This is a genomic window from Pseudomonas grimontii, from assembly GCF_007858185.1.
GTDB lineage: Bacteria > Pseudomonadota > Gammaproteobacteria > Pseudomonadales > Pseudomonadaceae > Aquipseudomonas > Aquipseudomonas grimontii.
Genome location: NZ_VFES01000048.1, coordinates 1 through 5,407, shown reverse-complemented (window position 1 = coordinate 5,407; position 5,407 = coordinate 1). Strand labels below are relative to the sequence as shown.

The window sequence follows — 5,407 nt, the reverse complement described above, 5'->3', positions numbered from 1 at the left end:
ATCAAGCAATTCGTGTGGGTGCTTGTGGAGTCAGACTGATAGTCAACAAGATTATCAGCATCACAAGTTACTCCGCGAGAAATCAAAGAATAACCAACGATTGCTGAGCCAAGTTTAGGGTTTCTTAAAAACCCAAAGATGTTTGAACTGAAGAGTTTGATCATGGCTCAGATTGAACGCTGGCGGCAGGCCTAACACATGCAAGTCGAGCGGTAGAGAGAAGCTTGCTTCTCTTGAGAGCGGCGGACGGGTGAGTAATGCCTAGGAATCTGCCTGGTAGTGGGGGATAACGTTCGGAAACGGACGCTAATACCGCATACGTCCTACGGGAGAAAGCAGGGGACCTTCGGGCCTTGCGCTATCAGATGAGCCTAGGTCGGATTAGCTAGTTGGTGAGGTAATGGCTCACCAAGGCGACGATCCGTAACTGGTCTGAGAGGATGATCAGTCACACTGGAACTGAGACACGGTCCAGACTCCTACGGGAGGCAGCAGTGGGGAATATTGGACAATGGGCGAAAGCCTGATCCAGCCATGCCGCGTGTGTGAAGAAGGTCTTCGGATTGTAAAGCACTTTAAGTTGGGAGGAAGGGCCATTACCTAATACGTGATGGTTTTGACGTTACCGACAGAATAAGCACCGGCTAACTCTGTGCCAGCAGCCGCGGTAATACAGAGGGTGCAAGCGTTAATCGGAATTACTGGGCGTAAAGCGCGCGTAGGTGGTTTGTTAAGTTGGATGTGAAATCCCCGGGCTCAACCTGGGAACTGCATTCAAAACTGACTGACTAGAGTATGGTAGAGGGTGGTGGAATTTCCTGTGTAGCGGTGAAATGCGTAGATATAGGAAGGAACACCAGTGGCGAAGGCGACCACCTGGACTGATACTGACACTGAGGTGCGAAAGCGTGGGGAGCAAACAGGATTAGATACCCTGGTAGTCCACGCCGTAAACGATGTCAACTAGCCGTTGGGAGCCTTGAGCTCTTAGTGGCGCAGCTAACGCATTAAGTTGACCGCCTGGGGAGTACGGCCGCAAGGTTAAAACTCAAATGAATTGACGGGGGCCCGCACAAGCGGTGGAGCATGTGGTTTAATTCGAAGCAACGCGAAGAACCTTACCAGGCCTTGACATCCAATGAACTTTCTAGAGATAGATTGGTGCCTTCGGGAACATTGAGACAGGTGCTGCATGGCTGTCGTCAGCTCGTGTCGTGAGATGTTGGGTTAAGTCCCGTAACGAGCGCAACCCTTGTCCTTAGTTACCAGCACGTAATGGTGGGCACTCTAAGGAGACTGCCGGTGACAAACCGGAGGAAGGTGGGGATGACGTCAAGTCATCATGGCCCTTACGGCCTGGGCTACACACGTGCTACAATGGTCGGTACAGAGGGTTGCCAAGCCGCGAGGTGGAGCTAATCCCAGAAAACCGATCGTAGTCCGGATCGCAGTCTGCAACTCGACTGCGTGAAGTCGGAATCGCTAGTAATCGCGAATCAGAATGTCGCGGTGAATACGTTCCCGGGCCTTGTACACACCGCCCGTCACACCATGGGAGTGGGTTGCACCAGAAGTAGCTAGTCTAACCTTCGGGAGGACGGTTACCACGGTGTGATTCATGACTGGGGTGAAGTCGTAACAAGGTAGCCGTAGGGGAACCTGCGGCTGGATCACCTCCTTAATCGACGACATCAGCTGCTCCATAAGTTCCCACACGAATTGCTTGATTCATTGAAGAAGACGATAGAAGCAGCTTTAAGCTCCAAGCTGATAGCTCTTAGCTAATCAGTTGCGCTCGAAATTGGGTCTGTAGCTCAGTTGGTTAGAGCGCACCCCTGATAAGGGTGAGGTCGGCAGTTCGAATCTGCCCAGACCCACCAATTTTGTTATGGGGCCATAGCTCAGCTGGGAGAGCGCCTGCCTTGCACGCAGGAGGTCAACGGTTCGATCCCGTTTGGCTCCACCACTACTGCTTCTGCGTTATGAAAGCTTAGAAATGAGCATTCCATCAGTATGATGGTGAATGTTGATTTCTAGTCTTTGATTAGATCGTTCTTTAAAAATTTGGGTATGTGATAGAAAGATAGACTGAACGTTACTTTCACTGGTAACGGATCAGGCTAAGGTAAAATTTGTGAGTAACTCTTAATTGAGTATTATCGAATTTTCGGCGAATGTCGTCTTCACAGTATAACCAGATTGCTTGGGGTTATATGGTCAAGTGAAGAAGCGCATACGGTGGATGCCTTGGCAGTCAGAGGCGATGAAAGACGTGGTAGCCTGCGAAAAGCTTCGGGGAGTCGGCAAACAGACTTTGATCCGGAGATGTCTGAATGGGGGAACCCAGCCATCATAAGATGGTTACCTTACACTGAATACATAGGTGTAAGGGGCGAACCAGGGGAACTGAAACATCTAAGTACCCTGAGGAAAAGAAATCAACCGAGATTCCCTTAGTAGTGGCGAGCGAACGGGGACTAGCCCTTAAGTGGCTTTGAGATTAGCGGAACGCTCTGGAAAGTGCGGCCATAGTGGGTGATAGCCCTGTACGCGAAAATCTCTTAGTCATGAAATCGAGTAGGACGGAGCACGAGAAACTTTGTCTGAATATGGGGGGACCATCCTCCAAGGCTAAATACTACTGACTGACCGATAGTGAACTAGTACCGTGAGGGAAAGGCGAAAAGAACCCCGGAGAGGGGAGTGAAATAGATCCTGAAACCGTATGCGTACAAGCAGTGGGAGCCCACTTTGTTGGGTGACTGCGTACCTTTTGTATAATGGGTCAGCGACTTATTTTCAGTGGCGAGCTTAACCGAATAGGGGAGGCGTAGCGAAAGCGAGTCTTAATAGGGCGTCTAGTCGCTGGGAATAGACCCGAAACCGGGCGATCTATCCATGGGCAGGTTGAAGGTTGGGTAACACTAACTGGAGGACCGAACCGACTACCGTTGAAAAGTTAGCGGATGACCTGTGGATCGGAGTGAAAGGCTAATCAAGCTCGGAGATAGCTGGTTCTCCTCGAAAGCTATTTAGGTAGCGCCTCATGTATCACTGTAGGGGGTAGAGCACTGTTTCGGCTAGGGGGTCATCCCGACTTACCAAACCGATGCAAACTCCGAATACCTACAAGTGCCGAGCATGGGAGACACACGGCGGGTGCTAACGTCCGTCGTGAAAAGGGAAACAACCCAGACCGTCAGCTAAGGTCCCAAAGTTATGGTTAAGTGGGAAACGATGTGGGAAGGCTTAGACAGCTAGGAGGTTGGCTTAGAAGCAGCCACCCTTTAAAGAAAGCGTAATAGCTCACTAGTCGAGTCGGCCTGCGCGGAAGATGTAACGGGGCTCAAACCATACACCGAAGCTACGGGTATCACGTAAGTGATGCGGTAGAGGAGCGTTCTGTAAGCCTGTGAAGGTGAGTTGAGAAGCTTGCTGGAGGTATCAGAAGTGCGAATGCTGACATGAGTAACGATAATGGGTGTGAAAAACACCCACGCCGAAAGACCAAGGTTTCCTGCGCAACGTTAATCGACGCAGGGTTAGTCGGTCCCTAAGGCGAGGCTGAAAAGCGTAGTCGATGGAAAACAGGTTAATATTCCTGTACTTCTGGTTATTGCGATGGAGGGACGGAGAAGGCTAGGCCAGCTTGGCGTTGGTTGTCCAAGTTTAAGGTGGTAGGCTGGAATCTTAGGTAAATCCGGGATTCTAAGGCCGAGAGCTGATGACGAGTTACCTTTTAGGTAACGAAGTGGTTGATGCCATGCTTCCAAGAAAAGCTTCTAAGCTTCAGGTAACCAGGAACCGTACCCCAAACCGACACAGGTGGTTGGGTAGAGAATACCAAGGCGCTTGAGAGAACTCGGGTGAAGGAACTAGGCAAAATGGCACCGTAACTTCGGGAGAAGGTGCGCCGGTGAGGGTGAAGGACTTGCTCCGTAAGCTCATGCCGGTCGAAGATACCAGGCCGCTGCGACTGTTTATTAAAAACACAGCACTCTGCAAACACGAAAGTGGACGTATAGGGTGTGACGCCTGCCCGGTGCCGGAAGGTTAATTGATGGGGTTAGCTAACGCGAAGCTCTTGATCGAAGCCCCGGTAAACGGCGGCCGTAACTATAACGGTCCTAAGGTAGCGAAATTCCTTGTCGGGTAAGTTCCGACCTGCACGAATGGCGTAACGATGGCGGCGCTGTCTCCACCCGAGACTCAGTGAAATTGAAATCGCTGTGAAGATGCAGTGTATCCGCGGCTAGACGGAAAGACCCCGTGAACCTTTACTATAGCTTTGCACTGGACTTTGAATTTGCTTGTGTAGGATAGGTGGGAGGCTTTGAAGCGTGGACGCCAGTCTGCGTGGAGCCAACCTTGAAATACCACCCTGGCAACTTTGAGGTTCTAACTCAGGTCCGTTATCCGGATCGAGGACAGTGTATGGTGGGTAGTTTGACTGGGGCGGTCTCCTCCTAAAGAGTAACGGAGGAGTACGAAGGTGCGCTCAGACCGGTCGGAAATCGGTCGTAGAGTATAAAGGCAAAAGCGCGCTTGACTGCGAGACAGACACGTCGAGCAGGTACGAAAGTAGGTCTTAGTGATCCGGTGGTTCTGTATGGAAGGGCCATCGCTCAACGGATAAAAGGTACTCCGGGGATAACAGGCTGATACCGCCCAAGAGTTCATATCGACGGCGGTGTTTGGCACCTCGATGTCGGCTCATCACATCCTGGGGCTGAAGCCGGTCCCAAGGGTATGGCTGTTCGCCATTTAAAGTGGTACGCGAGCTGGGTTTAGAACGTCGTGAGACAGTTCGGTCCCTATCTGCCGTGGACGTTTGAGATTTGAGAGGGGCTGCTCCTAGTACGAGAGGACCGGAGTGGACGAACCTCTGGTGTTCCGGTTGTCACGCCAGTGGCATTGCCGGGTAGCTATGTTCGGAATAGATAACCGCTGAAAGCATCTAAGCGGGAAACTAGCCTCAAGATGAGATCTCACTGGGACCTTGAGTCCCCTGAAGGGCCGTCGAAGACTACGACGTTGATAGGTTGGGTGTGTAAGCGCTGTGAGGCGTTGAGCTAACCAATACTAATTGCCCGTGAGGCTTGACCATATAACACCCAAGCAATTTGACTACTCCTGACTTGGAAACAAGCAGAAGCATCAGATTGCGGTGTGTGAAGACGCAACGAACCGAAAGTTCGATGTTCACAAAACACCGAAAGCTGTCACATACCCAATTTGCTGAAGCGAGGCCAACTGGCCACGACTCAGTACCCGAATTTCTTGACGACCATAGAGCATTGGAACCACCTGATCCCATCCCGAACTCAGTAGTGAAACGATGCATCGCCGATGGTAGTGTGGGGTTTCCCCATGTGAGAGTAGGTCATCGTCAAGATTAAATTCCGAA

2 tRNA genes and 3 rRNA genes are annotated in these 5,407 nt (G+C 51.2%); all 5 read left to right on the top strand.

The features are described from left to right. Positions 1 to 144 precede the first annotated feature (144 nt). Positions 145 to 1,681, top strand: a 16S ribosomal RNA gene (locus FIV39_RS32875). 122 nt (positions 1,682 to 1,803) lie between these two features. After that, positions 1,804 to 1,880: transfer RNA gene (locus FIV39_RS32870), tRNA-Ile, on the top strand. Between the two features lie 10 nt (positions 1,881 to 1,890). Further along, positions 1,891 to 1,966: transfer RNA gene (locus FIV39_RS32865), tRNA-Ala, on the top strand. A 249-nt stretch (positions 1,967 to 2,215) separates the two neighbouring features. Beyond that, positions 2,216 to 5,107, top strand: a 23S ribosomal RNA gene (locus FIV39_RS32860). Between the two features lie 172 nt (positions 5,108 to 5,279). Further along, a 5S ribosomal RNA gene (gene rrf, locus FIV39_RS32855) occupies positions 5,280 to 5,395 on the top strand. The 16S, 23S and 5S rRNA genes sit together here with 2 tRNA genes alongside, the layout of an rRNA operon. Positions 5,396 to 5,407 lie beyond the last annotated feature (12 nt).